Source organism: Paenibacillus sp. FSL E2-0177 (genome assembly GCF_037992975.1).
In the GTDB taxonomy this organism is placed as follows: Bacteria; Bacillota; Bacilli; order Paenibacillales; family Paenibacillaceae; genus Paenibacillus_AQ; species Paenibacillus_AQ odorifer.
The window spans coordinates 5,862,376-5,887,349 of sequence record NZ_CP150307.1; the positions used below are offsets into that span (position 1 = coordinate 5,862,376).

Here is a 24,974-nt window from a genome sequence, read left to right on the forward strand (position 1 = left end):
GCTTATAGGAATTAAAAAAGCGGTATAAGCCCTCTCTGTCCCACGTAAAGTACAAGTAGTTGCTTAAATTTGATCTTCTTAAAATCCGCCTTCCTGCATTAATCTTTATTGTAGGTGGCTCTCGGAGGTGTTTCCCTGTGAAAACTGCGCTGTGGCTGTACCTGTTTCTTTTTCTGGCGTTTTTTGATTTACATGCACAGTATCCTATTCTAACGCCCTTTGCCATCTCTCTTGGTGCGGGACCCGCCTTTATTGGTTGGATGATGGGTATGTATTCGTTAACCCATCTTCCTGGCAATTTGCTCGCAGGCGTACTCGTCGATCGTAATGGCAGCCGCCGCTACATCGTCTTTAGCCTTGTTACTGCGGGAGCCATTCTACTGCTGCAGGCTCATGCTCAGCTTCCGTGGCATTTGCTGATGCTACGAGCAGCAAGCGGGTTCGCGCTCGCCTTCCTCTCTCCAGCGTGCATGACCTTGCTGGCTTCATTATCATCTGATGCTACTGAGCAGGGGAAATATATGTCCGGACATGGTATCGTTCATACCTTAGCTTCAGTGGTATCCCCGGCAGCGGGGGCCTTTATCGTAGCTAAAGCTGGCTATTCCGGCACCTTCACCACATTGGGATGGCTGCTTATCGCTACAGGCATCATGGCTTTTTTCAGTGTACCGGCGCCTGCCCGGCGTTTAGTACGCCCTGTAAACTCTGCAGCACCTCCTTTAAAAAAACAGGATCTTCCTTCGGTCCCTATATCCGATGCCAATCCAGTTTCCAAACGTTATTATCTGCTGCCTTTTTTCGTTTCTTGTTCACAAGGGGTTCTGTTCTTTGAACTTCCTCTATCTCAGACCGGAAGTAATAGCATTGTTTCCACAGGCATTCTTTTATCGCTCCTTAGCTTAGGGGCTTTGGTAACACTCAGTTTGTTCTTCCTAAACCGCTTTTCCCCAGGAGGAAGAATAGCCGTGGCCTTGCTAGGTATGGCCCTTTGTTTTTTTGCGCTCGCCTCACTTCACAGCATTCCCGCTTCCGTTATTCTCTTTATGCTGGGTGCAGCCAAAGGAATATTATTTCCTGCAATGGCATCGCTCTTTATTAGTCTAGGTGGACCAGGACGTATGGGACGCACCTTCTCCATGCAGTCGATAGCCATGTCACTAGGCGCATTCGCAGGCCCTGTGGCCGCAGGACAATTAAGAGCCGTTGTTTCGCCTTATTTCATTGCCTTTCTATTGCTGATGGTTGCACTATTACTGCTTCCGCCAAAAAATTCAACCAAGCTGTCTACCTACTCTTCCAAATGGAATGGGCGGGCCGCATGATTTATTGTTTTTACGACATTTCCCGGGGAATGAAGATTTTCCTGTAGAAACAGTTGTTAAAACTGCTCCTCCTTCGGTAAACTATAATGAGTCTGTAAGTTCAGACTTCATTTCCGGAGGTGATTGTCAGCAAATGTCCATTACGATTATTGTCGAAGGCAAAAACGATCGCAGCAGATTACGACGCGTGCTGGTACCGGAAGTCGAAATCCTCTGTACCTTTGGTACATTAAATACGCTCAAACTCGAGTCCCTGCGACAAAAAGTAGGAGATGGAGAAGTATATCTTTATATGGATAACGACAGTTCAGGCAAAAAAATACGCGGGATTCTCCGCGATGCCTTTCCCGATGCTGGTCACATCTATACGCGCCGGGGTTATGCCGGAGTGGAAGGCACTCCAGATGAATACAATATTAATCAGCTTGAAAAAGCGGGTCTGGAAGAGTTCATCATTTACCCTGAACCCATTCCTTTTTGATTCGCGATATATTGCCTAAGAAATTAAAAACGCCTTTTTCGTTATCCTTCAATAAATGGGATTCGAAAAAGGCGTTTCTGTTATGCGGTTATGTTCTATTCACGAGCCAATTCATTCAGCCTATCGGCAAGAAATTCAGGCGTTATGTTATCCGTATCCCCTGCGTCATACAATGCACGGAGACGATTGTCTCGATCAACCAATGCTATGCGATTGGCATGTACGAAATTTTCTTTACTATTCCCTGCAATTAGTACTTTAAAAGAATCAGTTGCCAGCTTACGAATGACTTCCTGATCCCCCCGTAAGAAGTACCAACCCTTATAATCTGCCTGGAAACGGTCCGCAAAGCTTTTAATGGCTTCACGCGTATCATTCTCTGGATCAAAAGAAATAGAGACGAACGCCGTATCTTTTCCAAAGCTGCCATCGTCGACCAGAATTTTCTGCGTCTGAGATAACAGAAACGTAGTTATAGGACATACATCCGGACATTGTGTGAAAAAAAAGTATACCAGCCGTGCCTTACCTTGTGTATCAGCCAGAGTAATCTGGTCTCCATCCACATTTTCAAGTGAAAAGTCCTGCACTTCTCCGATTACCGGCAGTTTTTCTTTTCCTAAATTCAAAGAATTAACTGCCAGATAACCAGCCATTACCAAAGCAAGCAATAATAGAATCCAGGTCCATTTATAACGCTTAAAGGTCTGCACGGACAATAATACCCTCCCTCTTCTTAACCGTGAATCGTATTCAATACAAGTACGATCAAACTTACCGTTAGGTAGTTAATGGAGAAGAGGAAGTTCTTCTTCGCCCAGACTTCGTCATCTTTTGCTGCAAAGCCCATCAAGGTTATGATTAACCAAGCCAGAGACAGCGCTGTTGAAATCACCAGATAAAAAATGCCCGCATAGTCGTAGGCGTACATTAACACTGGAATAGGTAGCAACAGTGCTACATAAGGAATCATTTGAAACTTCGTACGACGTGTTCCTTTGACTACAGGCAGCAGCGGAAATCCAGCGGCTCTATATTCTTCTTTACGTCTAATCCCGAGCGCCCAGAAATGGGGAGGTTGCCACAGAAACAACATCGCAAACATCAGCCAAGCCCCTAGATCAACTGTTCCTGTAACTGCAACATAGCCAATTACCGGTGGCATAGCTCCAGAGATCGCACCTACTGAAGTGCTCCATGTTGATGTCCGTTTCAACCAAAGGGTGTATACTACAACGTAAACGAACATCCCTACAATCCCGAACAGACCGGCTAAAACTCCGGAAAAAGCAAACAGCACAATCAAGCCCGCAATTCCAAGCCCAATAGCATACAGCAATACGGTTTTGGGTTTCAGTCGTCCTGTAGGAAGCCCCCGATCGCGCGTTCTTTCCATCTTCATGTCCAGGTCACGGTCGAAATAGTTATTAAAAACACAGGCCGAAGCCATAACCAGCATTGTACCGAGCAGAGTCAGAACTAATCTGCCGTATTGAACATCCCAACCTGAAGCCAGCCAATATCCTGCAAAGGCAGCGATGAGGTTAGATCGGATAATACCGGGTTTTGTTACGGTAATGAAATCACGCCAACTTGCACCTTCCGGTGGAGATTTTGCAGACATAGCTGCAGAATCGGAAGAAGCTTGAAATGTTATATGATTATCCACACCAAATGATCCTCCTTCTAAACGAACTTCTAACGTTCTAGCCGAAGCACTAAATAGACTTCGCTGTTAACTTTATCATATCAAACCCGAGGAGACTTTGACAGTCATGGCACAGTATGTTCATGAATTTGACAATTACGTGACAATATTTATTTCCAGCCCGTTAATAACCTAAGCTGTATTTGGGTAATTATTAATAATGTACTTCCGAACAACAAAGGAGAACTGACCAATGGACACCGCTACACATTTAGTTATGGGCATAGGGTTAGCCGGACTTTCATTCGTAGATCCTGTCGTTGCTTCTGACCCTAAACTGGCCGGAGCCGTTATGCTGGCTACGATTTTAGGCTCACAAGCTCCTGATGCCGATACCGCATTAAGACTAAAGGACAATGCAATATATATTCGTAATCACCGGGGAATCACACACTCCTTGCCTTTTCTAATTTTGTGGCCCGCTCTGATTGCCCTAGTCTTAGGGCCTCTGTTTGGATTTACTGATTTGGCAGCTTTAAGCCATGTTGCACTCTGGGGTTTCATAGGCGTAGGCGTGCACGTCTTCTCTGATCTGTTTAACACCTATGGAACCCAGGCCGCCCGTCCATTTACTGAGAAATGGATTGCCTGGAATATCATCCACATTTTCGATCCATTTATTTTTGGCAGCCATATCGCAGCTATTCTACTCTGGATCACTGGGATTGTGCCGCCCAAACCTTTATTTATTACGCTTTATGCCTGTACCATTCTTTATTATATTTGGAGAACAATTGTTCATGCCCGCCTTACACGAAACATCAAGCTTAAAGATATACACCATAATGCTGGTGAACGTTATATTGTAATCCCTACAATTTCACTTAAACGCTGGAACGTAGTTAAAGTGAAAAAAGACGGCAGCTATGACGTTGGACAGCTACTGAACAACCGCCTGGAATGGTTCAAACATGCGGTCTGCTCGAATCATCCCGCTGTGGAAATATCCAAGTCGCATCCAGATATTCAGTCCTTTCTATATTTCACCTCTTATGCGGTTGCCGAAGTGGAGGAGCTTCCTTCAGGATATATGGTGCGCTGGGGAGACGTTCGTTATTTACACCGCAAACAATACCCTTTTGTGGCTGTATTAGTTATGGATAACCAATATAAACCTTTAAATACTTATGTAGGCTGGCTTAGCAGTGATAAGCTCGACAAACGATTTTCCATCGACCCTGGTTCTCTACGATGAAACTGTAGACTTACTGAGAGATCTATTCTATAATCACAAAAAATCCCGGAGTATTTTATAATACTCCGGGATTCATTTTAGCAGACACGGAAAGGAAGGCTCTTAATGGGTAAAGGACTCTCACTTTGGTTCGCTTGTTCTTCTATTCTTATTCTCACTGCCGCTTCAATCGCGATCAGCTATAGCTTCTGGCTGGCACTTCTGCTTGGTTTTCTTTGCGTAATGAATATTGGCTGGGGATTTATCCTCAAAGCCAGAATTAGACGCAAACAGGAAAGCTTAAGCTCTGACTAAGATTAACGAGCTGGCAGAAAGCCCATCCGCTCTTTTACGCCATTCAACGTCTCAGCTGCAACAATACGTGCACGTTCAGCACCTTCAGCAAGAATATCAGTGATCGCACCTGAACTGCGAATTTCATGATATCTTTGTTGCAAAGGCTCAAGTGTGGATACAACCACTTCCCCAAGATCCTTCTTAAAGCCACCATACATTTGTCCTTCATAACGATCGGCAATTTGCTGGAGGGACATCCCAGAACATTCCGAGTAAATACTCATCAAGTTACTAATCTCTGGCTTGTTAGCCGGATCAAAGATCACTTCACGTCCAGAATCAGTCGTTGCGCGGCTGATTTTTTTACGGATCACATCCGGCGAATCCAACAGGGCAATATAGCTGCCTGCATTCGGGCTGCTCTTGCTCATTTTTTTAGTGCCATCATCCAGAGACATAATGCGTGCGCCCACTTCAGGGATATACGGTTCAGGAATCGTAAAGAATTCGCCAAAACGGTTATTGAATCGGCCCGCTAAATCACGGGTCAACTCCAAGTGCTGCTTCTGATCTTCACCTACTGGCACAAGATCCGCATTATAAACAAGAATATCTGCTGCCATTAAAGAAGGATATACGAATAGGCCCGCGCCAACTGAATCCTTACCTGATGATTTATCTTTGAACTGTGTCATACGCTCAAGCTCGCCCATTGCCGTTAGCGTAGTCATGATCCAGCCCAATTCCGCATGCTGAGGCACATGAGACTGCATATATACATTCGAACGCACAGGATCAATTCCTGCCGCGATAAAGAGTGCAGCTACAGCTTCAGACTGCTCACGCAGTGCCGCAGGATCTTGAGCAACGGTGATCGCATGCATATCGACAACCATAAAGAAACATTGATGATCGTCTTGCAGCTTCACAAAATTTTTCAGCGCTCCGATATAGTTACCCAAAGTTAGAGAACCGCTCGGTTGTATGCCTGACATTACTTTTTTCAACATAATATAGACCTCCGTTAGATGTAATTTCCGATTTCCGAGAACGCAAAAAAAGCCTCATCCGCAAGGGACGTGAGACCGTGGTGCCACCCTTATTCGCTGCTTAACCTTTGTATAGTCAAAGGGAAACAGCCTTAGTCTTCCGTTAACGGGGAAGATCCGGCCGGTCTACTAGGGCATCTTGCTCCCGTTCAAGCGCGGCGCTCAGGGGTCCATTCATCAGGAGTGTCCTACCGGTTCGCATCAACCACCGGCTTTCTGAAGGTGCATTTCCTGTCTACTTGTCCCCGTCATCACATTCTCATCATAATTTAATGCCTTCATCATAGAACCATAAAGAGAAGTTGTCAAATCACTTAACCACTTCCGCATAAATCTGTTATGATAAGGTTATCCATGTTCTATTCGATTACAGTTACGATAAAGGAGCATATCTCATGAAACAGGTGACCAAAGGGCAGTGGGGCGGTTATGATACTTATATTTTGCACAGCCGCGAACTGGAAGTCACGCTTTTGCCGCGACTAGGAAACAACGTGATTTCATTGTTTGATGTAAAGGAACAACGGGAAATTCTGCGGCGGCCTGATGAAAGCGATCAAGCTTTCTTTATGCAAAAACCTTACCATTTTGGCATCCCGCTCTTAATTCCACCCGGAAGAATTCGTAAAGGAAAATTTCAATTCGAGGGTACAAGTTATCAATTTGACCAGAATACCGCTGGTGACAATCATATCCATGGTCTACACCGGACTCAATCCTGGTGTGTCAGCGATATTGAAGAAGACGAGGACGGTTGTGCAGTCACTACTGAATTCCTTACTGAAGATGATCCGCACTGGATGGAGCAATTTCCCATTCCACTCAAATTCGAAATGACATTCAGGCTTCAGGATGCCCGGCTCAGCCAGACTTTAAAGGTTACAAATCTCGGCGATCACCGTATTCCCTTTGGGATCGGTTATCACACCTGGTTTATGATCGATGGAGAACCTGAACGCTGGAATCTCAAGCTGCCCGTAAACAGCATTTATGAACTAAACGATGAATTGCTCCCTAGCGGCAATCTAATTCCACTTGGTGATCTAGATTCACTAAACTCTGGAATCAACCTCCAGGGAACTAATTTTGATACTGCTCTACGTATTGGTGACAAGCAGCCCGTAGAAGCCTTGCTATTACGCGATGATGGTTATGGTCTTCGTTATACAGCTGACGAGAATCATTTCCGTCACTGGGTCCTGTATACCAAAGGACCGGCCGATCAATTTCTGTGCATCGAACCTTACACCTGGCTCCCGGATGCTCCTAACGTTTCAGATGACCCTTCCTTCACGGGCTTGCTGAAGGTAGAACCAGGTCAAAGTCTTGAGCTGTCCACTATGCTGGAAATGATCTATCCCGAGAATTAAAGCAGATATACATTATATCGGTCTTCCCTTGCGTTTACGTAAGAGAAGGCCGATTTTTTGTGCGAGCTTAGTTATTTAGGCTTTCCTACCCTTACTTTTAATCGACTAATAATTACCATCCTTAAAACCTTTCGATAGCATGCATGAATTAGCCTCTTAGCGCTCATACTATCTTCACAACGGGCGAAGGAGGTGACACACATGGGTCAAGCAGGTCAAGGTCGTAGCAGCCGTTCCAATAACCTTGTAGTTCCTCAAGCAAATGCAGCGTTGCAACAATTGAAATATGAAGCAGCACAAGAGCTTGGAGTAACGATCCCAGCTGACGGTTATTACGGGAACTACACTTCCCGCGAAACTGGTTCTTTGGGAGGTTACATCACTAAACGTCTAGTACAACTGGCAGAACAACAACTGTCCGGTCGTCAGTAACATCGTTATCTTAAGTGTTTTATCCGGCAGAGGTCTTAAAAAGCCTATTGCCGACTAGCTTTCAAACCTCTCACACTTCTTCCAGAAGCTGTGGGAGGTTTTTCTAATTTATAGCCTATAATCCCAGCTGCAAACAATTTTTATGTAAAACGTTTAACTTAAAAATTGATCAGCACTCTCGGCGTAAGCATTACGGGGAGATCGAATCATCAGATTCGCCATATTATAATTAGACTCCAGCGTAGCATCTACGATTAGCTTTCCCTGTCTTATAGCGAACTCATAGCTGATCTCACCATGAGTCCAACGGCGTTTGTATTTCAGACTCTCCAGTGCCATTAGACGAAAAGAAGACTGCTGGCTCTCCGTTATTCCTTCCTTCACTTCTGTGAATCCACCCCCCCGACCGGCTAAAGGATGATGACGTATGCCGAATTTGCCAATGGTATTATTTCGTATTTGCACAAATACCGTACCGGAAGATAGTCCTGACAATTCCTCTTGCAGTTCCCTAAACACCAAATCCATCTGTCTTGCTAATGATAGCTGTTCTGTCTTAAGCATATCTTTCCTCCTAAAAGTTTTGTGAGCTTAGCTTCTTCGAGTTTTCTTCGTACAAATCGGCTTAGTAAGCGCTTACTTAAGCTTTTTGAGCTGAGCTCATTTGTCTTCCATGCAAGCCTTTTATAAGGCTCAAGGCTCATTATAGACCCCTTAAATACGTCAAACAACATTATTCTACAAAATTGGGTTATTATCCCTAGTAATGCGCAAAATTCATGGATCATTCGTATATTAATTTTTATAAACCGGGGGTTTTCGACATTTAAGCATTAAAAAAAGACCCCTTAACCGGGGTCTTTGCGTGTTCACACTGAAATTCCGTTATTTTTTGTGTCCTGAAATTTGTCTTATTTTAGACATTTCACGCTAAATGCTCTGTCATCTCCAAGAACTCGGTAATATCAGCCACGATCAGATCTGTAGCTCCTTGCCAGAAATCCGGTTTTGTCAGATCCACACCCAAATGTTTGAGCACCAAATCCTCCAATGTCATCACGCCGGTATCCTGCAACAAGCTATCGTATTTGTCTGCAAAGGAAGCTCCCTCTTGTAATGCCAGACGATATAAGCCTGTACTGAACATATAACCAACGGTGTACGGGAAATTATAGAAAGGTACATCTGTGATATAGAAATGCAGCTTCGACGCCCAGAAGTGAGGATGGTATTCAGAAAGCACACCACAGAAAGCTTCTTTCTGTGCTTCCACCATCAGAGCGGACAGTTCCTCAGCATTTACAAGACCTTCCTTACGTTTCTCATAAAAGCGAGTCTCGAACAAGAATCGAGCGTGAATGTTCATAAAGAATGCCACACTGTTCTGTATCTTCGTTTCAAGCAGAGCCAGCTTCTCCTCTGCATTGCCCGCAGCTTTAACCTGAGCATCAGATACAATCACTTCTGCGAAGGTTGAAGCGGTCTCTGCAACGTTCATTGCATAATTCTGATTAAATACAGGTTGATCATCAAGCAGGTAGGAATGATAAGCATGTCCCAGCTCATGAGCCAATGTTGAAACATTGGAAGGTGTGCCGCTGTAAGTCATGAATATCCGTGATTCTTTACTCTCAGGGAAGGAAGTACAGAATCCACCAGGACGTTTGCCATTACGATCCTCAACCTCGATCCAGTTATTATCAAAGGCACGCTCTGCAAACTCAGCCATCTTAGGACTAAATTTACGGAACTGTGTGACGATATCCTTCGCAGCTTGATCATAAGGGATCTTGCCGGAGGATTTGCCTACAGGAGCTTCGACATCGACCCATGAGAGAGAATCCAGCCCCAGCAGCTTGGCTTTACGCTGAAGGTAGGACACAAGTACAGGTTTGCTATTCGTAATCACGTCCCACATCGTATTTAAGGTGTCCTGTGTCATACGATTGATGCTGAGCGGATCTTTCAGAACATCGTCCCAGCCTCTGCCCTTATAGAGCTTCAGGCGGAAGCCTGCTAAGTGATTTAAGGTATCCGCGCAATTATCTGCCGCTTCAGTCCAAGCCTCTTCCCATTTATGGAACATCGTTTGACGCACTTTTGGATCTGGATCATCCAGCTTATTAAAAGCTTGACCAGCAGATAGCAGCTTTGTTCCTTCTTCATCCTCAAATGGGATCTTGATCGAGCTAACAATCGTATCATAGTGCCCGCTCCATCCATGATATCCGTCAACAGCTAATTCCAACGCTAAGCTTTCCAGCTCAGGGCTCATCTTCTCACGGGCCAAATCACGGCTCTCGCTCAGTACGAACGTTAAAGGAGCAATCTCTGGACGAGCCATCCACTCAGCCCATACCTTGTCCGTAGTCTGACGAAGTACATTGCTAAATTGCGAGCTGATCCCTTCGAATCCAGCGCGCATGCTTGTCACTTTGGCCGCCAGCCTTACCGCACCCTTGTCCATCTGATTCTGAGCGCCTAGACAGTCTGCGAAGGATGTGACCTCCACAAGTCTTCCTGAACAGCTCTGAAGCAATGCTATAACCTCATCCAATGCTTTTGTAGACGCAACATCCGTTGGTGCCACAGCATCCTTCACAAAGCCTTGCAAGGATAAAATATCTTTTTCAAGCTTGCTCAAGAACCCTTCTAACTCTGCAGACGAAGAACCCCCCGGAAAAATAGTATCAAGTTCCCAAGTCAGTGATAACGGTTGTTTCATGTGTACTCACCATTCCTTTGCTTTCATTTGACTTTCTTTGTAATTGTCTTAACACCATGGTAAAGTGAATAACGATATCTGAACATTTATAGCCGATAAACTTTAGGAGGGCATCCATATGAAGCCACTACAAATTTCACCGGAAACAGCCATTACGTTATCCAAGCAACTAGGCGTTCCTTTGGAACACTTGATGCATATGCCCCAACATATTTTACTACAAAAAATAGCGGAGCTATCCAAAAAAGAAAATCCCCCACAAACTGAGGGAGAAAATGAAGAGACTCCTTCTGGGAAGGACTCACAATGATTCCATTTAGTCATACCTGGCCTTATGACATCATTCTAGGCGATATGTATGTGCAATACTGTCCATTCTGCAACTCAGAGAATGTGCTTCTGCCTATGAAGCCAAAAGAATTACAAATCGTTCGTGACGGCAAGAAAAAACTGCTCGTCTTCCCCTGCTGCAGCGCCAGTCCTACAGTTATAGATAATGACGGCGATTACCTTTTGTTCGATCGAGCTGTCAGATAAGCAAATCCTAACATTTTCTTTCTACAAAGCGCAGAGGAGAATTTAATTCTCTTCTGCGCTTTTTGTTGTTCGCAAACATTATGAACTTGAAGACAAGCCTTCGATATCAACTTCAACATCTAGAGCCTCAGCACGCATTTGCTCCCGTAAAATAACCCACTGCTCACGTGCCGCTCGAATCATCGCCGCATCCATGATCTTCTGATCATTGATCAGACGGGAGAACCACATTACAGCCACTGAGTATTCTCCGATCCGCCGATTAAGTTCGCCGATCAGGTACATGAGCCGGGCATCATTGCCGGCAATGCCATCTATTTCATAGACCTTAACATACTCGTCCAAAGAATAGCGTAAAAAACGCTTCTCCTGCTCAGTCTCCCCTTGATAGCGATAGAGCCAAGCAATATGATGCAGCAGACTTGCGATAATCCGATCTTTATCGTTAATACTTTGAGCACATAAAAGCGCCAGCTTATAGGTCTCGAGCGCAGTTTCCCAGTCTCGTTTCTCTCCAAAGTCCCGGCTCTTCCAGCGTTTCCCTACCTGTTCATTAAATGCCTTGCGCTGGCGTTCCGTCAGCTTGTCAGCCGAATTTTCTGTGGAGGCAAACCCGCAATTGGGGCAGACCCGTACAACATAATAATCCGGATTCTCATTTTTATAATACGCGCAGAAATCAGCATCACGTCGAATAGCCTTTTTTAGACTAGGACGTACCCGCGAGGTTGAAAATTCATTTTCACAGTTGCAACACTTGACCTTAATAGAATATAGGGGTATTAACTCTGTCAAGTACTCTCATTCCTTTCAGGATCAACCTGTCCCTTGTTATTCCTGGGGCATGTTAACAAAATGATGTGCAGGACCTGCAAGGCGGCTAAGCACGAATGAACGCAGTGGTTCTTCGACTCCAGTCTCCACCAGTGCCTCTTTCATACATTGTAACCACTCCTCAGCATGTTCTGGAGTAATAGGAATATGCATATGCCTTGCTCTCATCATGGGATGTCCATGTAATTCCGAATAAAGTGGACCCCCGCCAAAAAACTGTGTCAGGAATTGATATTGCTTCTCCAGAACTGGAGTAATATCTTCAGGGAACAAGGGTCCCAGCTGCGGATGAAGCTGTACCTTGGCATAGAACACTTCCACCAACCGATGTAGTGCTTCAGCCCCCCCTAGATTGTCATATATACTCTCATTTGGATTCATTGAGGTTACCAGCCTTCTTCCATATTAATGAAACGTTACTTATTTTATTATACCAAAGATAAGCATAACACGGATATCCGTCGAAAGTGCTCTCTAAACTACAGAAAAAAGGCGCTAAACTATAGTTCAGCGCCTGAAGAGTAAGGTTAGTAGGTCCTAAATTCCTCATCACCAGGAGGGACGAGAGAGACCCGGATTACATATACAAAAGCACAAACGAGAACTCCGGCTATAACGCTCATCGCCATCACTCCATCCCATTTAATCGTGTAACAGAGGGTGCATTTATTTATTACATAATATCATAATTCCTGCGAAAAAGCACAGATAATTGTAACCGCTTTCTCCATTTTTTTGTGCTGTTTGTCCCTCTTTTTGCATACATCTAACCATAGACCAGGAGGCGTTAATTATGACTTTTAAAAAGATTGGCGGCCCGCTGCTGGGATTCATATTGGCAGGTTGTATGCTGCTTATGTTACTTCATCCTGAAGCATCTCTTGCCGCAGCCTTACGTGGCCTGGCCATCTGGTGGGACGTGCTCTTCCCTTCACTGTTTCCCTTCTTCGTCATTTCTGAAATCATGCTAGGCTTAGGCATTGTCCATCTCTTCGGCGCTTTACTTGATCCACTGATGCGTCCCCTCTTCGGTATACCAGGCAGCGGTGGTTTTGTCGCGGCCATGGGATATGTATCAGGATATCCCGTTGGAGCCAAATTAACCGCTAAGCTGCGGGAGCAGAAGCTGATCAGCAGAATCGAAGGTGAACGCCTTGTAGCATTTACAACCTCCTCCGATCCTATTTTTCTATTAGGGGCGGTATCCGTTGGGTTCTTTCGCGATGCTTCTTTGGGGCTAATATTGGCACTAGCCCACTACGGAAGTGGCTTAATGGTTGGTCTCCTAATGTCATTTCATGGACGTAAGGAACAAAAGACCCCCACCCAAGACCCAACAAAAAGTAGTTCTGACGTCCCCTCTGCTCCAGCAAAACAAGGATTCGGCAGAATACATGCCGCACTCCTTGCGATGTCCGAAGCCCGGCGCAAGGATGGACGTAGCTTCGGAGAGCTGTTAAAAGGAGCGATCCAATCCTCGCTACAGCTTATTATTGTCGTAGGGGGTCTGGTTGTATTCTTCAACGTGCTAATGGAGCTGCTTGCCCGTGCCGGAATCCTGCCCTCACTATTTAGCCTGGCCGGATCTCTCGTCTCCCTTGTTGGAGGGCCTCCCGAATTAGCTCAGGCCTTGATCAGCGGATTATTCGAGGTCACCATAGGTGCCCGTTCTGCTGGTGAAGCCGCTTCTTCCATCCCGCTTCAATTCAAGGTCGCAGCAGCTGCCTTTATTCTCTCTTGGGGCGGATTATCTGTACATGCCCAAGTCGCCAGTATTTTGAACGGTACCGGGCTGCGTTATCTGCCTTTCTTAACTGCGAGACTAATACATGCCGTACTCGCAGCAGGTCTCGTGGTGCTGCTATGGAAGCCTGTGATGGGATCAGGATTGTCTTCTGCCTGGGTCTCTCTGCCAGCCTCCACTGCCTTTACACCTTCAGCCTCTGGTGTCACTGCCAGCCTAGCTCTACTGAGTCTTATACTGGCCGCTGCTCTTCTAGTGTCACTGCTTATTCCTGTCTTTATGGCAATGCTCCGATTGATGCGCCGAAGTTGATTACATATTGTGTTCCGGGGCAAGATTGATTATGATCGGTGTATGACGGAATTATATAAAGGAGCTTGTACATCTTGAGATATTATGTTCTGGACCGCGGTGATGAGCTGTCAATCAAACTTGCCGAGCAATTTCACAAGCTGGCGGCGGAGCGGGATTTGCAACTGGATGCCGAGTCTCCGGAAATCGTCATCTCGATAGGTGGAGACGGCACAATGCTGCACGCTTTTCATACCTTTATCGATCAGATTCCCAACTTAGCCTTTGTAGGTGTGCACACAGGACACCTCGGCTTCTATGCGGACTGGCAAGCAGAAGAGCTGCCCACCTTAATCGATTATATGTGCGGAACCGGTGATACTGAGCCGCAGAAACCGCGCATTGTGAAATATCCATTAATAGAGCTGGAGATTCACAAAAAATCGGGATCTTCGTCTCACATTGCCCTCAACGAATTTACCCTTAAAGGGGTGGATGGAACTATAATGATCCAAATCGACATCAATGATGTCACCTTCGAAATGTTCCGGGGCGATGGACTTTGTATTTCAACTCCCTCTGGCAGCACCGCTTATAACAAAAGCCTTGGTGGCGCTATGGTTCACCCTTCAATAGAAGCGCTGCAGATTGCCGAAATCGCGTCTATTAACAACCGTGTATTCCGGACAATGGGCTCGCCGCTACTACTGCCGAAGCATCATCATTGTGACATTTTTTCATGTAAAGACCAGCGTTTGCTGCTCACCGTAGATCATAACAACATTCCTGTTGATGACCTGATTTCAGTACGCTGTCAAGTTTCAGACAAAAAAGTCAGCTTCGCAAGGTATCGTCCGTTTCCGTTCTGGAACCGTGTCCGTGAAGCTTTCTTAGTCTGAGATCAGGGGATCAAAAAGCTGGAGATTTCAATATCTCCGGCTATTTTTGGTGTGACAAAACTAACACCAATTGATAGACATAGAGAGAAATCAAATGGTATAATGAGGCTATTTTACAAAGAGTTACATAAAAGGAGAGAGTACTGTTGAAAAAATTATTATCCCTCTTGAGCATAAGTCTTCTGGCCCTGATACTGGCGGTCCCGGCTTTTGCTGCTTCAAAACCGATTGATGTTTATATCAACGGCAGTAAGGTTTCCTTTACCGCAGGAACCCCATACTTAGCGAACAATTCTGTACTTGTCCCTTTCCGGGTCATCTTCGAAAAGCTTGGACTCCAGGTGCTTTGGGATGCCAAGACTGGAACAGTAACAGGTAAAAGTTCAAATCTGGCGATCAGCCTGAAAATTGGCAGCAACCGCGCAACCGTTAACGGAACCGTGAAAAAACTGACCACCGCACCAGTCTCCTCAGCTGGCACTACATACATTCCTTTACGTTTTATCGCAGAGGCAACCGGAGGCACAGCCGTCTGGAATTCAACCAGCAGAAGCGTGCAAATCACCACCCCAGTATCCAAAGATAAGGACGAAGCAGCGATTACAGCATTAATCCGTTTGTCTAATAAATATTTCAATGAAGAAAAAGCAATTAGCTTCTATTCCCTTATGGATTCAGAATCCTCTAATGCGGACTCGGTGGCGGATCTTAATGCATCCTTTGAGATTTTTGACATAAAAAATACTATTGAGAGTTTGGAAATCATTGATATTTCAGGCAATGACGCTACTGTCTATACACTGGAAAGCTCTCGCCGGACAGGTGGGGCCTATACGCCAGATACAGAGGACGAATACATGTATACACTTATCCGCAAGAATGGAAGCTGGAAAATATCATCTGTGGAATCCCAAAGCTCCGTGATACTGCTGACTCGTGAACAAGCTCTAAAAACAGCAGCTAACATTCCTCAAAATGATGCGGATGCCATCAAAGGTAATATCACCAAATATTATCAAGCTATGAATGAACAAAATTCGGCCGCTGTTCTTTCCACCATGACTTCATACGGAGAAGAATATGATACTTCCCTTAAGGAAGATCTGGAAGATTTCTTTACTTCATACGACGTCATTTATACTCCAAGCGTTTCGAGTATCTACTATTTTAGCGCCAAAGAAGCAGCTATTTATGTAGAAAGCAAAGAGAAGGATGCCAGTGAAGAGGAAACTTTTGAGCAAGGCACGATCTTCATTTTATCCAAGTCGGATAACGGGGTATGGACTACTGATAACACCTACAGCGTTTACTATAAACTTGTGAAATCCTAACAACCATACGTCACAGAAAGTTAATTCGTGCAGTGTATACTTTCTTATCTTATAAATTATATAAAAAGGGCGTATGATTCCATGAAATCCAATAAAGTAATAAGTGCACTTCTAGGCAGCTGTCTGGCTTTATCCCTAACTTTTGCTCCAGTGGTGTCTGCTGCCGATGCCGCTCAGGCATCTACAGATAACCGTGATCTTATCAATGAAGTCATGAATATTCTGGAGAACTATAACCTCTCCGGTGTAGATAAGGATACCTTGATTCGTGGAGCCATTGATGGCATGGTGAACACCCTGGATGATCCCTATAGCCAATACTTCAATACCGAGGAAGCGGCACAATTTGAACATGATGTTGATCTGGAATACGTTGGTATTGGTGTTAGATTGCAATATACCGCAACTGAGCTCTACATCGAAGACATAACACCCGGTTCGCCTGCAGAACAAGCAGGTCTGAAACGCGGCGATACGATAGTCAAAATTAACGGAATCCCCGTTGAAGAGACTGAAGGTGACGAGTTAAGCGGAGCCGCAGGCACCAAGGTCACTCTGCAGGTGCTCCGGAATGGAGTGTCTAAATCATTTCGTGTAACCCGGAATGAAATCAGCTCAACTTCCGTTACCGGAACCATTGTTGGACAGAAGATAGCCTACATCACACTGAGCGGTTTCACACAGAATTCCGATGAAGAATTCGCCGCTATGCTGAAAAAGATGCGCGCAGCAGGTATGAAATCGATGGTGCTTGATTTGCGTGACAACTTAGGCGGCTATATGGATTCGGCATACAACATTACCTCCAATTTTATGGATAAAGGCATTATGATGTATACCTCTGATCAAACCGGAGCACTTACTCCAGTAACGATTACCAGCGGCAGCAAAATAGGCGTGCCCGTCGTCATTCTAACGAATGAGTACACTGCCAGCGCTTCTGAGGCGCTTACTGGCGCATTACGTGACAATAAGCTCGCTACCGTCGTAGGCACTCGTTCTTTCGGCAAAGCACGTATTCAGAGCCTGCTTCCAATGTCTAATGGAGACATGCTGAAGCTGACTACGCAGAAATACCTAACTCCAAATAAAGAAGACTTTAATCACATCGGCCTTGCACCGGATATTGAGGTTAAAGGCAAAACTGCACAGCTGATTACCGCTCTTCAGATTGCAGGAATGAAAAGTATTGAGGTTTCCGGTGATCATCATATCTTGAACGTCAACGGGGTTGCCTTTGCTGGTAATGTGGGTCTAATAAAGCAAGGAGATAAGACTTATGCTTCTTCGCTCGTATTAGGTGCACTGATCGAAGGCGACATCACATGGGATGCCAAGAACAAAAAAGTCATCGTAACGAACGGGGCAGGTAAAGCGACCGGCTTTACGTTATCCTCCAAAGAGGCGCTTTCTCAGAACGGCGAGACCTTCATTGAATTAAATGCCTTTAAGAAGAAGTTCCCTGCGCTTGTATGGAGTTACAATGCAACACAGAAACAATTGAAATTATCTGTAAAATAGATCCTTAATCTCACTAATCATTAAGCTGCTGAATCAAGCACCAATGAGTAAAAACAGGAGTTGTCACATAAGCCATGAAATGGCCGTTGGGACAACTCCTGTTCTTTGTTTATTTGGATAATATTTGCACCTACGAAACATCTGTAGCACCTATCGGACATGGATGACCCTAAACGCAATATTAATCCATATTTGTTATGCTATCGGACCCCATAGTCGCTATTGGTATGAAAAACACCATAATTACGCCTCTTTCTAACGAATAGCATCATTGGAGTCCGAAACCCCGCTCAAAAGGCTGAAAATTCGCAAATAACGGCATCTGGGTCCTTAAGCCTTAGGGGATGATGAAACTGCTGGGTCAAGCAGCCAACGACTAACAGCATAGAGCAGCAGAGCAACACACAGTAGCAGAGCAGCACTGAGCAACACTGAGCCACAAGCAACACTGAGCGAACACAGCAACACCGAGCCACACAGCAACACTGAGCAACACAGCAACACTGAGCAACACAGCAACACTGAACAGCACACAGCAACACTGAGCAACACCGCAACACTGAGCCACACAGCAACACCGAGCGGCACAGCAACACCGAGCGGCACAGCAACACCGAGCGGCACAGCAACACCGAGCGGCACAGCAACAGCAGAGCAGCGATCTCCAAGTAACGGGAGAAACGCTGCTCTGCTATTTTTTATAAGAAAAAAAGCTGGCTCATTCGTAGAAGGACTCTACTTATGGTTCAGCTTTCATCATTAAGGTTGTGAATTTTCTATGTTTTGGTTGTTCTGGTTGTTTTGATTGTTCTGGTTGTTTTGGTTGTTTTGAGCGCTTTGAGGTTTTGGTGTGTTTTGGGGCTTCTGAGACTGACCTTGTGGCGGTCTGCCTTGGAAATCCTTTTTGGATTTCTTGCCCTGTGAATCCTTGCCCCGGTGATTTCGGCTCTGATGTTCTCTCACAGGTCTATCCTTCGCCATATTGTCCTTAGAAGAAGTCATCTCTTTAAATGCCAATGAGTGATTCGAGCCTTGCTTAGAGGATGTTTCTTTAACAGAGAACTCTTTATCTGCAGCCGCTTCATCACTAGCTTCCCCTTCTTGCTCCAAGGCCTCTTCATCACTCGGCTCTGGTATTTCTTTGATTAAAATATCCTTGAACATGCCTTCCTGTGGTACCTCTTTCAATTTATGCAGCACAAAATAAGCGCAGCCAAAATTGCAATATTCATTAATATAATCAACCATACCCGAAATCGCTGTATCCCGATTCACCTTAGGATGGTTGTCCCGGTAAAAACCTTTCAAACGCAACTGACTGTAACCCCAGTCACCGATAATATAGTCGTATCTTTCCAGCACCTCGCTATATCTCCCGCGAAACGCCTCCGGATTCCAACCATCCTTATGATCCAACATAAGTTCATAGCCTTTTCCGCCTATTACGATCAAACCTTTTGTCGCCTGCCTTTCTTTGGGTATCGTGGCGTTGATTATGCCGCCATCTATGTGGAATATTGGGCTTTCGGTCGCTGTTCTAGAACCGCTCCTACAGCACCAATATTCCCCTCCGATGACGCAAATCAACGATTTTTATGGGTAACCTAAGAGCAGAGATATCAGAACGCTGTCGCTTCTTCCTCCTCTTACTAACATTCTCCGTGAATTAAACCACAGAAAAGCAATAATTAGCTAGAAGAAACCGCACGCTCCTCGCGAGCTTGAGCTGCAGACTTCACCTGCTCATGCGCATGATAAGAGCTGCGAACTAGCGGGCCTGATTCCACGTGGCTGAAGCCACGCTTCATTCCCTCTTCCTTCAACAGTGCAAATTCCTCCGGTGGATAATATTTCTCCACATTTAAGTGTTTTGGAGTGGGTTGCAAATATTGTCCTAAAGTCAATATATCACAATTTACGGCTCGCAAATCATCCATTGCTTGTAAAATCTCATTCCACTCTTCACCGACACCAAGCATGATGCTCGATTTGGTTGGAATATTGGGTTTCATTTCCTTGGCTCTGCGCAGCAATTCCAAGGAACGAGGGTACTTCGCTTTAGCCCGTACACGATCTGACATCCGTTCCACGGTCTCAATATTATGATTAAGAATGTCTGGATTACTGTTCATGACAATCTCAAGACTATTCCGGTCTCCTAAAAAGTCTGGAATAAGCACTTCAACACTACATAACGGAAGGCGTTTACGAATCGCCGCTACCGTCTCAGCAAAAATCTGAGCGCCACCATCCGCAAGATCATCGCGGGCCACACTAGTCACCACACAGTGACGAAGATTCATTTTCTCTGCAGCTTCAGCTACACGTTCAGGCTCCTGCAGGTCCAGTTCTGTAGGCATCCCTGTATTCACTGCACAAAAACGGCATGCGCGTGTACAAATATCACCTAAAATCATGAAGGTAGCCGTACGGTTTGCCCAGCATTCATAAATATTCGGACACCTAGCTTCTTCACATACGGTATGTAAAGTTTTGGAACGCATCATGCTTTTGATTTCCTGATAGTTGTCACCGGTAGTTAGCTTAATCTTAATCCAATCCGGTTTAGGTTGCTTTGCTGTTTTATTAGACAAAATGATAAACCCCGCTTCCTCCTGAATGTGATGCTGCAGATGAAAGTTGCTGCCTCATATTATAACATGTGCGATTTACAATTGCCTGTTTTTGTGAAATATGCAGGGTGTATCATCTGGAGTTTCCAGCGAGATTTTTCTGGTACCTTTAGACAAGAACGGATAAAAAGTAGCATTTTGCACCAATCTATAAAAAAGCTTCATCCGAAGTAACTACATTCAATTTAATGCCCGGACAAAAGGAGGCTGTTATCTTGCTGGCCCTATTTAAGAATATTAAAAACCGGAGAACCCTGTTATGCCTGTCCGCGGCCGCTATCCTCTGGGGTGGTTTAAACCTTCCCGTTTCAGCAGCTGTAGCGCGGCCTACAATCCAACCGGTGATGAGCAGCGGGGATCCCGCTAGTGCTAGCAAAGAAGCGCAATGGTCTGGCCGTAGACAGCTTTATGAGCAAATGAGCGCAGCTACTGGTATCCCGTGGTTTAGGTTCGCAGCCATTGATCAATATGAACGCACGCTCGCCAAAAAGGGAGCCTCAGGGCAGCCTGTCTCCACGCGCCTTACAGCCATAAAGATCCCGGCACCGGTATGGGCAGGTCCACTCAATCCGGATCAGGGGGATACTTCCCCGAACTCCATTAGCTTCTTTGATGGTTTTGGCAGTGATGGCTCAGGAGACGGCATTGCTGATCCAGAGAATGATGCGGACGTTCTCTATAGCATGGCTAGACACTTATTGAAGTATGGACAATCCGCTAGTGATTTCAGTATCGGGGTCTGGGAGTATTATCACAATGGCCGCGCCTCGCAGCGCATTACCCAGTTCGCGAAGTTATATGAACATTTTGGACGGCTGGACCTATCCGGCAATGCCTTCCCGCTTCCCTTAAGTAACCTTTATTCTTATCGTAGCACTTGGGGCACTGGAAGAAGCTGGGGTGGAGCACGTATCCATGAAGGAACAGATTTATTTGCACCTCAAGGAGTGCCAGTCCGAAGCACCTGCTTTGGCTTAGTGGAGACAAAAGGCTGGAACCGGTACGGCGGCTGGAGAATCGGGATTCGCGATATTGAGAACCGTTACCATTATTACGCTCATCTATCTGGATATAACAAAACCATTTCTCGCGGAGATATAGTCACCCCCGGTGAAATTATTGGCTGGGTAGGCAGCTCGGGTTACGGCAATCCCGGAACACAAGGGAAATTTCCTCCGCATCTACATTTTGGAATTTACCGCGATCGCGGAATTACCGAATGGGCTTTTGATCCGTTTCCGTTGCTGAAACAATGGGAGAATCAGGAATATAGAGACTTAAAGAACAAAAGAAGCAAAAAAAGTGCCGTAAATTAGAATAAGGTCCCTTTCCTTAGAGAGGGGCCTTTTCTTTTTTAATACAACATCAAACAGCCGAATGGTTCAATGCTGACCGTAAGCTTATTATTATTTTTAAAAATTACTCCAGACAATAAATCAGTTAATTCGTTCTTATCAGCTCGATATGGGCTAAGCTCTAGTTGGTAAGGGTTTGGAGAATTATTGATAATCAGCCCTATCTTTTCGTGCTCCACACCTCGTATGTAACCAAGCACATTACGAACTTCATCAGTAAACCAAGGACGGAAGGAGCCTTTGCGCAGAACCTCATGACTTTTTCTCAGAGAAATCAACTGTTGATACCACTTATGCAGCACTGCATTCTGAGCTTGTTCTTGCCATATCATAGCTTTTCTACAGTGGGGGTCCGTCGCCCCTTCCATCCCAACCTCATCCCCGTAATAGATCATTGGAATACCGATATAGGTCATCTGGAAAAAAACAGCCAGCATCATACGTTCAACAGCGGTACCCAAGCGGTCCCAACCACGCCCACCTTCTTTACACGCTGTAAGAAACCGCAGGGTATCATGGCTGCCAAGCAACTGAAACATAGCTGAATTCGCCTGGTCATTATACAACGCCTCCTGATGGAGCAATTGCTCCATAAAGCGAACTGGCCCCGTCGATTGTTCCGCAAAAAATTCTAACACTGCATCACGAAGCACATAATTCATTCCTCCATCGAACTGATCCCCTCTAAGCCATGGCCCAGAAGCATGCATAATCTCACCGATCAGCAGGATTTCAGGATATTCAGATTTGAGTTCTTGCCGAAACCGGGACCAAAAACGCGGATTAACTTCATTGGCCACATCCAGACGCCAGCCGTCAATCCCTGTCTCGCGCACCCAATACTTCGCAACCTCAATCATGTAATTCGCCGTATCCGGATTGTCCATGTTCAGCTTTGGCATATGCGCTTCAGCTTTGGCAAACGTTTCATAATTGGGTACAGGGGTCTGCGTAACCGGAAAGGAATGAATGAAGAACCAATCTTTATACGGAGATTGCTCTCCTTTTGCCAACACATCCTTAAACGCGAAAAAGCGATCTCCCGAATGATTAAACACAGCATCTAAAATCACTTTGATTCCATGTCTGTGCGCCTGGCTGACCAGTGCCTTCAATCCTTCCGTATCCCCAAATACTGGATCAACCTTATAGTAATCGGAGGTATTATATTTATGTTCTGAAGGAGACTCAAATACAGGCGTCATATAAACAACGTTTACTCCTAACTGTTGCAGGTAGGGCATTTTGTCAGAGATGCCTTGTAAGGTTCCTTCGTTATAACTGCTGGGATAGATTTGATAGGTTACTGCATCCATGCTCCATGAAGGTAACTTCAACGCCTCAGAATGATGGAGATATGCATATTGAAAAGAACCCGCGCGTTCCCGGTTCTCCGACGCCCCTCTCTCTCCATACCAGACATATTCACCAGCAGGATTAGTTACATGGAATAGATATCTGCATTTTTTAGTAGGGGTCTCAATGACCGCTTCATGTATCTCATAAACACCTGCCGACCCAATCCGCTCCATCTGCAAAGGAACTTCATGCCCCGGAGAATCATAACGGTCTGAGTAGATGACGGTACAGGATAATTGCTGTCCAGCTTGCGTGAACAGTCTGAGCTTCAAGATGCCCGTACCCATGGGATAGGCAAACGGATCTTCACTTGTATGATATAAAAACCATGTATGAGGCATAACTTCTAAACTCCTTTTTATGCTTTTATCGTTAAATCTATAAGACTCTTTGTAATTAGAGAGACTGCTAAATTTGTGTTATTATGGTTACAAATACCGTTCCGGATTATGAGGGGAAGACAATGAAAGTAACCATTTCTGATATTGCCAAAGCAGCCAATGTGGCTAAATCTACCGTATCCAAAGTATTAAACGATTCCCCCAAAATATCACAGGAAACGAAACACAAGGTTCGCGAAATTATGAAGCAAATGAACTATACACCAAGTAGTATCGCTACCGGATTAGCCAGACAAAGCAGCTGTAATATTGGTCTCCTGGTCGATATGTCCAAGGAAAGTGAATTTCTAAACCAGTTTTTCTACAACATCATCGGTGGAATAGAAAGTGTAATTGCACCTTTAAAATACGAGCTGACTATTTCCAATGTACAGCATAGTAGTCCGGAAGGACATTTTCTAAATAGACTTGTATTCAGCAAACGTGTCGACGGAATCATAGCGAATAACTCCGTACTCACGGAAGAGCTTTGCGAAGAACTAAACCGCTTGGAGTTTCCCTACATCTCCATCGGCGAAATTATGACTCCCGGAAGCTGGGTTGATTTCGATAATGAAGCAGGCGGCAGCATGCTGACCTCACATTTAATAAAGCAGGGGTACTCCAAAATAGCCTTCATAGGCGGGCAGCAGCAGGAAAAGATTTATACCCATCGTCTGAGTGGATATTTGCAAGCATTGCAGCAAGCAGATCTTACCGATCAGCAGCAATGGATTATCAATTGTAAGGCTGATGAACATGAGAGCTATCATGCTGCACTTGAGCTTCTACAGAGCGAAGATCGACCAGACTCCGTAGTATGCATGAACAGCTATGTTGCCTTCGGGGTGCTTCAAGCTGCAAAATCACTGGATATTCATGTTCCCTCACAGCTCGGCATTGCCGCATTTGATGAATATCCTCTGTCCCGTTACACTACGCCTCCTCTAACCTCGCTAAATATCGACACCTTCCAGCTGGGGGTATCTTCAGGCGAGCTGCTGATGCAACGCATTCGTAATAACAACATACCCTCTAGGCATTTGCTTCTCGAGCCAGAACTCATTCCTCGTGAGTCAACTATGAGATCCCAGTTCCCGGCGGGAACGTAGTGAAGAGGCAGGAAGCTTGGTTGCGCTTGTATAGCTGACTGAACTTTATTGCGCTGCATGCTGTTTCGGCTTGATTGTCTGGAGTAACTAACTGAGCTTGATTGAGCTTGTGTAGCTGACTGAACTTTATTGCGCTGCGTGCTGTTTTGGCTTGATTGTCTGGAGTAACTGCTTTAGCTTGATAGAATTTGAGTAGCTAACATGGCTACATCGGATTTAATTGCATTTTGTGCAATAGAAATCCTTATAGGATGGGTAACATTCGATTTAATTGCACTTTGTGCAGTCAAAACTCGTGAAATCGGCAAGAAACAGCCTTTTTCCTGAATTCTACTGCACAAAATACAGTTAAATCTTTCTACCAGCTTCAAACAGAAAGTCTAATTGTACTTTCTGCAATTAAAAAGCTTCATACTG

Annotated in this window: 24 protein-coding genes and 1 other annotated feature; of the genes, 14 read left to right on the forward strand and 10 right to left on the reverse strand. The window is 45.1% G+C overall.

The genetic code is table 11. From position 1 onward, the window contains the following. Positions 1 to 137: 137 nt before the first annotated feature. A complete protein-coding gene (locus MHI25_RS26105) occupies positions 138 to 1,325 on the forward strand; it encodes an MFS transporter (RefSeq protein ID WP_076127992.1) in 1,188 nt (395 codons plus the stop codon). 133 nt (positions 1,326 to 1,458) lie between these two features. Next, a complete protein-coding gene (locus tag MHI25_RS26110; RefSeq protein ID WP_036685586.1) occupies positions 1,459 to 1,806 on the forward strand; it encodes a DNA primase in 348 nt (115 codons plus the stop codon). Between the two features lie 95 nt (positions 1,807 to 1,901). On the opposite strand, the gene MHI25_RS26115 is transcribed toward MHI25_RS26110, so the two are convergent. Together MHI25_RS26115 and cyoE are read right to left on the reverse strand one after the other, a co-directional pair. Beyond that, positions 1,902 to 2,519 carry an SCO family protein gene (locus tag MHI25_RS26115; RefSeq protein WP_036685589.1) on the reverse strand — a complete coding sequence of 206 codons (618 nt, stop codon included), beginning with the start codon at positions 2,517 to 2,519 and terminating at the stop codon, positions 1,902 to 1,904. A gap of 23 nt (positions 2,520 to 2,542) precedes the next feature. Beyond that, positions 2,543 to 3,475 carry a heme o synthase gene (gene cyoE, locus MHI25_RS26120; protein ID WP_036685285.1) on the reverse strand — a complete coding sequence of 311 codons (933 nt, stop codon included), beginning with the start codon at positions 3,473 to 3,475 and terminating at the stop codon, positions 2,543 to 2,545. A 232-nt stretch (positions 3,476 to 3,707) separates the two neighbouring features. Here cyoE and MHI25_RS26125 point away from each other — a divergent pair, with 232 nt between their 5' ends. Both MHI25_RS26125 and MHI25_RS26130 read left to right on the forward strand, forming a co-directional pair. Further along, the gene (locus MHI25_RS26125) at positions 3,708 to 4,709 is read left to right on the forward strand and encodes a metal-dependent hydrolase (RefSeq protein WP_036685288.1); all 1,002 of its coding nucleotides are present in this window, start codon (positions 3,708 to 3,710) and stop codon (positions 4,707 to 4,709) included. A 105-nt stretch (positions 4,710 to 4,814) separates the two neighbouring features. Further along, complete coding sequence (locus MHI25_RS26130) at positions 4,815 to 5,003, forward strand: hypothetical protein (protein ID WP_036685291.1); 189 nt, start codon at positions 4,815 to 4,817, stop codon at positions 5,001 to 5,003. 2 nt (positions 5,004 to 5,005) lie between these two features. On the opposite strand, the gene trpS is transcribed toward MHI25_RS26130, so the two are convergent. After that, the gene (gene trpS, locus MHI25_RS26135; protein WP_036685592.1) at positions 5,006 to 5,992 is read right to left on the reverse strand and encodes a tryptophan--tRNA ligase; all 987 of its coding nucleotides are present in this window, start codon (positions 5,990 to 5,992) and stop codon (positions 5,006 to 5,008) included. A 63-nt stretch (positions 5,993 to 6,055) separates the two neighbouring features. Continuing rightward, positions 6,056 to 6,295, reverse strand: a binding site (T-box leader). A 134-nt stretch (positions 6,296 to 6,429) separates the two neighbouring features. Between trpS and MHI25_RS26140 the strand changes: the two genes are divergently transcribed. Both MHI25_RS26140 and MHI25_RS26145 read left to right on the forward strand, forming a co-directional pair. After that, positions 6,430 to 7,404 carry an aldose 1-epimerase gene (locus MHI25_RS26140; RefSeq protein WP_076184767.1) on the forward strand — a complete coding sequence of 325 codons (975 nt, stop codon included), beginning with the start codon at positions 6,430 to 6,432 and terminating at the stop codon, positions 7,402 to 7,404. 201 nt (positions 7,405 to 7,605) lie between these two features. Then, positions 7,606 to 7,836: an alpha/beta-type small acid-soluble spore protein gene (locus MHI25_RS26145; RefSeq protein ID WP_036685295.1), complete on the forward strand. Its 231-nt coding sequence runs from the start codon at positions 7,606 to 7,608 to the stop codon at positions 7,834 to 7,836. A gap of 153 nt (positions 7,837 to 7,989) precedes the next feature. On the opposite strand, the gene MHI25_RS26150 is transcribed toward MHI25_RS26145, so the two are convergent. Both MHI25_RS26150 and MHI25_RS26155 read right to left on the reverse strand, forming a co-directional pair. Further along, entirely contained in the window at positions 7,990 to 8,400 is a 411-nt protein-coding gene (locus tag MHI25_RS26150) for a hypothetical protein (RefSeq protein ID WP_036685297.1), read from the reverse strand. 361 nt (positions 8,401 to 8,761) lie between these two features. Continuing rightward, positions 8,762 to 10,561, reverse strand: coding sequence for a M3 family oligoendopeptidase (locus MHI25_RS26155; protein WP_036685300.1), 1,800 nt, complete (start codon positions 10,559 to 10,561; stop codon positions 8,762 to 8,764). Between the two features lie 118 nt (positions 10,562 to 10,679). On the opposite strand from MHI25_RS26155, the gene MHI25_RS26160 reads away from it, so the two are divergent. Both MHI25_RS26160 and MHI25_RS26165 read left to right on the forward strand, forming a co-directional pair. Next, positions 10,680 to 10,871: a YycC family protein gene (locus MHI25_RS26160; RefSeq protein ID WP_036685305.1), complete on the forward strand. Its 192-nt coding sequence runs from the start codon at positions 10,680 to 10,682 to the stop codon at positions 10,869 to 10,871. Next, positions 10,868 to 11,098: a hypothetical protein gene (locus MHI25_RS26165; protein WP_036685307.1), complete on the forward strand. Its 231-nt coding sequence runs from the start codon at positions 10,868 to 10,870 to the stop codon at positions 11,096 to 11,098. Before MHI25_RS26160 ends, MHI25_RS26165 begins: the two co-directional genes overlap by 4 nt. A 78-nt stretch (positions 11,099 to 11,176) precedes the next feature. Here the strand turns inward: MHI25_RS26165 and MHI25_RS26170 are convergent, their stop codons facing one another. Both MHI25_RS26170 and MHI25_RS26175 read right to left on the reverse strand, forming a co-directional pair. Beyond that, positions 11,177 to 11,893 (reverse strand): DUF2225 domain-containing protein, encoded by a 717-nt coding sequence (locus tag MHI25_RS26170; protein ID WP_036685310.1) that lies wholly within the window; start codon positions 11,891 to 11,893, stop codon positions 11,177 to 11,179. A 36-nt stretch (positions 11,894 to 11,929) separates the two neighbouring features. Continuing rightward, positions 11,930 to 12,313 carry a globin gene (locus MHI25_RS26175; RefSeq protein ID WP_340394590.1) on the reverse strand — a complete coding sequence of 128 codons (384 nt, stop codon included), beginning with the start codon at positions 12,311 to 12,313 and terminating at the stop codon, positions 11,930 to 11,932. 412 nt (positions 12,314 to 12,725) lie between these two features. Here MHI25_RS26175 and ylbJ point away from each other — a divergent pair, with 412 nt between their 5' ends. The 4 genes from ylbJ to MHI25_RS26195 all read left to right on the forward strand — a co-directional run bounded on the left by ylbJ (position 12,726) and on the right by MHI25_RS26195 (position 17,718). Next, on the forward strand, positions 12,726 to 13,988 hold the full coding sequence (ylbJ, locus tag MHI25_RS26180) for a sporulation integral membrane protein YlbJ (RefSeq protein WP_036685315.1): 1,263 nt from the start codon (positions 12,726 to 12,728) through the stop codon (positions 13,986 to 13,988). A 74-nt stretch (positions 13,989 to 14,062) separates the two neighbouring features. Then, positions 14,063 to 14,866 (forward strand): NAD kinase, encoded by an 804-nt coding sequence (locus tag MHI25_RS26185; RefSeq protein ID WP_076184770.1) that lies wholly within the window; start codon positions 14,063 to 14,065, stop codon positions 14,864 to 14,866. 146 nt (positions 14,867 to 15,012) lie between these two features. Continuing rightward, positions 15,013 to 16,197, forward strand: coding sequence for a copper amine oxidase N-terminal domain-containing protein (locus MHI25_RS26190; RefSeq protein WP_076193388.1), 1,185 nt, complete (start codon positions 15,013 to 15,015; stop codon positions 16,195 to 16,197). A gap of 81 nt (positions 16,198 to 16,278) precedes the next feature. Then, positions 16,279 to 17,718, forward strand: coding sequence for a S41 family peptidase (locus tag MHI25_RS26195; RefSeq protein WP_076128004.1), 1,440 nt, complete (start codon positions 16,279 to 16,281; stop codon positions 17,716 to 17,718). Positions 17,719 to 18,477: 759 nt separating this feature from the next. On the opposite strand, the gene MHI25_RS26200 is transcribed toward MHI25_RS26195, so the two are convergent. Next, a complete protein-coding gene (locus MHI25_RS26200; protein WP_340394591.1) occupies positions 18,478 to 19,170 on the reverse strand; it encodes a YutD family protein in 693 nt (230 codons plus the stop codon). A gap of 236 nt (positions 19,171 to 19,406) precedes the next feature. Beyond that, positions 19,407 to 20,312: a lipoyl synthase gene (lipA, locus tag MHI25_RS26205; RefSeq protein ID WP_036685320.1), complete on the reverse strand. Its 906-nt coding sequence runs from the start codon at positions 20,310 to 20,312 to the stop codon at positions 19,407 to 19,409. Positions 20,313 to 20,566: 254 nt separating this feature from the next. Here lipA and MHI25_RS26210 point away from each other — a divergent pair, with 254 nt between their 5' ends. Then, on the forward strand, positions 20,567 to 21,667 hold the full coding sequence (locus MHI25_RS26210; protein WP_076128006.1) for a M23 family metallopeptidase: 1,101 nt from the start codon (positions 20,567 to 20,569) through the stop codon (positions 21,665 to 21,667). A 38-nt stretch (positions 21,668 to 21,705) separates the two neighbouring features. Here the strand turns inward: MHI25_RS26210 and MHI25_RS26215 are convergent, their stop codons facing one another. After that, the gene (locus MHI25_RS26215) at positions 21,706 to 23,406 is read right to left on the reverse strand and encodes a glycoside hydrolase family 13 protein (protein WP_076128007.1); all 1,701 of its coding nucleotides are present in this window, start codon (positions 23,404 to 23,406) and stop codon (positions 21,706 to 21,708) included. 83 nt (positions 23,407 to 23,489) lie between these two features. Between MHI25_RS26215 and MHI25_RS26220 the strand changes: the two genes are divergently transcribed. Further along, on the forward strand, positions 23,490 to 24,557 hold the full coding sequence (locus MHI25_RS26220) for a LacI family DNA-binding transcriptional regulator (RefSeq protein WP_256716567.1): 1,068 nt from the start codon (positions 23,490 to 23,492) through the stop codon (positions 24,555 to 24,557). The last annotated feature ends 417 nt before the right edge of the window (positions 24,558 to 24,974 follow it).

What these genes read in the sequence shown, in the direction of transcription:
- MHI25_RS26195 (WP_076128004.1), top strand. Translation starts at nt 16,279, where the DNA reads ATGAAATCCAATAAAGTAATAAGTGCACTTCTAGGCAGCTGTCTGGCT.
- MHI25_RS26165 (WP_036685307.1), top strand. Translation starts at nt 10,868, where the DNA reads ATGATTCCATTTAGTCATACCTGGCCTTATGACATCATTCTAGGCGAT.
- MHI25_RS26125 (WP_036685288.1), top strand. Translation starts at nt 3,708, where the DNA reads ATGGACACCGCTACACATTTAGTTATGGGCATAGGGTTAGCCGGACTT.
- MHI25_RS26110 (WP_036685586.1), top strand. Translation starts at nt 1,459, where the DNA reads ATGTCCATTACGATTATTGTCGAAGGCAAAAACGATCGCAGCAGATTA.
- MHI25_RS26220 (WP_256716567.1), top strand. Translation starts at nt 23,490, where the DNA reads ATGGTTACAAATACCGTTCCGGATTATGAGGGGAAGACAATGAAAGTA.
- MHI25_RS26215 (WP_076128007.1), bottom strand. Translation starts at nt 23,406, where the DNA reads ATGCCTCATACATGGTTTTTATATCATACAAGTGAAGATCCGTTTGCC.
- MHI25_RS26130 (WP_036685291.1), top strand. Translation starts at nt 4,815, where the DNA reads ATGGGTAAAGGACTCTCACTTTGGTTCGCTTGTTCTTCTATTCTTATT.
- MHI25_RS26160 (WP_036685305.1), top strand. Translation starts at nt 10,680, where the DNA reads ATGAAGCCACTACAAATTTCACCGGAAACAGCCATTACGTTATCCAAG.
- MHI25_RS26155 (WP_036685300.1), bottom strand. Translation starts at nt 10,561, where the DNA reads ATGAAACAACCGTTATCACTGACTTGGGAACTTGATACTATTTTTCCG.
- ylbJ (WP_036685315.1), top strand. Translation starts at nt 12,726, where the DNA reads ATGACTTTTAAAAAGATTGGCGGCCCGCTGCTGGGATTCATATTGGCA.
- MHI25_RS26150 (WP_036685297.1), bottom strand. Translation starts at nt 8,400, where the DNA reads ATGCTTAAGACAGAACAGCTATCATTAGCAAGACAGATGGATTTGGTG.
- MHI25_RS26175 (WP_340394590.1), bottom strand. Translation starts at nt 12,313, where the DNA reads ATGAATCCAAATGAGAGTATATATGACAATCTAGGGGGGGCTGAAGCA.
- MHI25_RS26145 (WP_036685295.1), top strand. Translation starts at nt 7,606, where the DNA reads ATGGGTCAAGCAGGTCAAGGTCGTAGCAGCCGTTCCAATAACCTTGTA.
- MHI25_RS26140 (WP_076184767.1), top strand. Translation starts at nt 6,430, where the DNA reads ATGAAACAGGTGACCAAAGGGCAGTGGGGCGGTTATGATACTTATATT.